Annotated in this window: 2 protein-coding genes; both read right to left on the bottom strand. The window is 37.8% G+C overall.

Going from position 1 to position 2,715, the window contains the following annotated elements:
- Positions 1 to 89: 89 nt before the first annotated feature.
- Positions 90 to 1,430, bottom strand: coding sequence for a TolC family protein (locus tag HMPREF3034_RS10640; protein ID WP_062435460.1), 1,341 nt, complete (start codon positions 1,428 to 1,430; stop codon positions 90 to 92).
- A 175-nt stretch (positions 1,431 to 1,605) separates the two neighbouring features.
- The gene (locus HMPREF3034_RS10635; protein ID WP_036900905.1) at positions 1,606 to 2,208 is read right to left on the bottom strand and encodes a riboflavin synthase; all 603 of its coding nucleotides are present in this window, start codon (positions 2,206 to 2,208) and stop codon (positions 1,606 to 1,608) included.
- Positions 2,209 to 2,715 lie beyond the last annotated feature (507 nt).

The following is a 2,715-nucleotide window of genomic DNA, read 5'->3' as shown; positions in this document are numbered from 1 at the left end:
AAGAGGGGGTATCAATTTTGACACACCCTCTTGAATCTTGATGAATAATATTGTTATTCAATTATTTGTAGCATTTTATCTTTATTCCTTTATCTCTTTAGTGTTCCCTCTTGGTAGAACTTGAGCATGTTAATATATAATATAGACATATATTTGCTCTGTAGTTCGTTTTGTTGTGCTGTGAGTAATTTATCTTTTCCAGTCATGAGTTCAACGATATTCTTTAATCCTAAGCGAAATTGCTCGCTTAATAGTTCATAACTAGTTTTTGCACTCTCCACACTTACTCTTGCTGCCTTAAATTGGTTTTGATTGGTAGTGGCTTGCAACCAATAGTTTTCGATAGTAGAGTAGAGAGTCGTCTGCTCATTTTTTAAGTCAAGCATACTGTTTTCCCTCATTAATCTAGCTTTGTTGATAGCTGTTTTAGATGTTCTGTTATCAAATATGGGTACACTGATGGTTACTCCAGCCCCTGTAGAAAAATTATTTTTTAATTGGCGTCCCCATGCGTTATCATTCATAGAGGTGGTACTCGTACTTATTCCGGCATTGGCACTAATGGTCGGCATTTTTTGAGCTTTGGCAATGACTATCTGTAAGTCACTTTGAGCAATGCTATTCTGATAACTTTTAATTTCCGGACGATTATCCAGTGCCGCATTATAAATCATATTCATCGTCGGAATCTGTTGCAATGCTTGCTCATCTGTCGTTGATGGAATCGCGATATTAAAATCTTTATCGTCTGTAATTTGTAGGAGTTCTTTTAATTGTCTTTTGTAGTTCTTCACTTGACTTTCTGCCGAGACAACGTTGTATTCATCTTGTGCGCGTTGCGAGATTAGTTGTGCTAGGTCGGCTTTACTCATCTTACCCACTTGCACCATTTCTTTTCCTCTGTCTTCGTTCTTGGTACTTGTTTCCAAACTTTCTTTGTTTACCTTAATGGCCTCGCTGGAATATAGTATCTGAACATAGAGTTGAGCTATCTGTTCTTGGATATTACGTGCAGTAGTCGCAGAGTCTATAACTGCTTTGTTTTCAACCAGTTGATTTAATTTAATGTTGTTTCTGTTTTGATTACCGTTCCATAATATCCAATTGCTACTGATGGCATAGTTTCCATTGTAATATGTTTTGTCCACGGCTAGCTTTGAATAACCATCCCCACTGATACCACTAGTTATCCACGGAGTGTAACCTATATTTTGGCTTGTAGACGCACTTAACGAGGGGAGAAGTGCTGCTTTCGATTGTAACACGTCTTCGTGAGCGCTCAGTTTATTTATTTTTTGCTTCTGTAGTGAGATATTATTTTGCAATGCGTAGTTTATACAGTCTTGCAACGACCACTCTCTAGCCATACTTGTCATGGGTATTGCGCATAGAGCTAGGCTCAATAGTTGTGTGACAATCTTATTATACATATCTATAATTGGTTGATGATTTTGTTAATATGAAATCTTACGCGTAGATTCTATTTTACTATTTGATGAAAAGAGAGAAGCAAAAGTTGCTTTACTCGTCTTATATTAACATTCTTTTAAAAAGATATTGTACAATGTATAGCGTTTATGATGCATATATGCTAAAAGACTGCAATCACGATAATGATTGCAGTCTAGCTATGTATTTACCTAAGATGTCAAACTCAATATTGACCGTAGAACCTACCGATATATCACAGAAGTTGGTAAACTCTCTGGTATAGGGGATAATGGCTACTGTGAAACTATCTTCTGTTGGCTCGCATACGGTTAGAGATACACCATTCACTGTCACGCTACCTTTATCTACAGTGAAATATCCTCTTTTTATCATCTCAGAATTTTGCTGATATTTAAATGTAAAGTAAGTAGAACCATTTGCATCCCGCATATTAATGCAAGTGGCAGTCTCGTCTACATGTCCTTGTACAATGTGTCCGTCAAGCCGACCGTTCATAATCATGGAGCGTTCCACGTTTACTTTGTCACCTACTTTAAGTAGTCCAAGGTTCGACCGATCCAAAGTCTCTTTCATAGCTGTTACTGTATAGGTATCCCCCGAAATACTAACGACCGTCAAGCAAACACCATTGTGGGCAATACTTTGGTCAATTTTCAATTCGTCTACAAACGAACACTTCAGCGTGAAGTCTATGTTTTCCCGTTCCTTATTGATAGCTACTAGTGTAGCCATTTCTTCTACAATGCCACTAAACATATTTTAAATATTTATTTCTGTGTAGAGACGGAGTGTATCTCGCTTGGCTGTCATCTCTTTTAACCAAAAGGAGACGATGCATGCATCGTCTCTACACATTGGATATAATATCCATCTGTTTTAATAAAAAGGGGTTGCCCGATGATGTGATGAAACTCCGAGAAATCAATGATTGAGAGTCCTCCGTCTTTGTAATCCACCGGTCTTGCGACTTACCTCTTACGAGTTTATGTGGCCCGCCATTAACAAAAGGAACATCCTCGGTTTTCGATATTATTTGATGAGTATCCCGATCAAACCGACACAACCCCAAAGTCGTTCTCCTTTTATTCTTTTTATGCAAAGATATCACCAACGAGGGCAATGAAAACTTGTTTTCAAATTGCCGAGTGCAACTTTACCTTATGCAAAGATAGCATCTTTTTCATTTCCCTCCAAATATTTATAGGAAAAAGGAAAGAGCACTCCATGGCTGCGCAGAGTCAACCCGCAAGTGCAAAATTATAA

Source organism: Prevotella sp. DNF00663 (assembly GCF_001553265.1).
Lineage (GTDB): Bacteria > Bacteroidota > Bacteroidia > Bacteroidales > Bacteroidaceae > Prevotella.
Note: the sequence above shows the minus strand (reverse complement) of the source record. Positions and strands in the feature narration are given on the sequence as shown.

Coding starts and splice junctions, on each gene's coding strand:
- HMPREF3034_RS10635 (WP_036900905.1), bottom strand. CDS start 2,208: ATGTTTAGTGGCATTGTAGAAGAAATGGCTACACTAGTAGCTATCAAT.
- HMPREF3034_RS10640 (WP_062435460.1), bottom strand. CDS start 1,430: ATGTATAATAAGATTGTCACACAACTATTGAGCCTAGCTCTATGCGCA.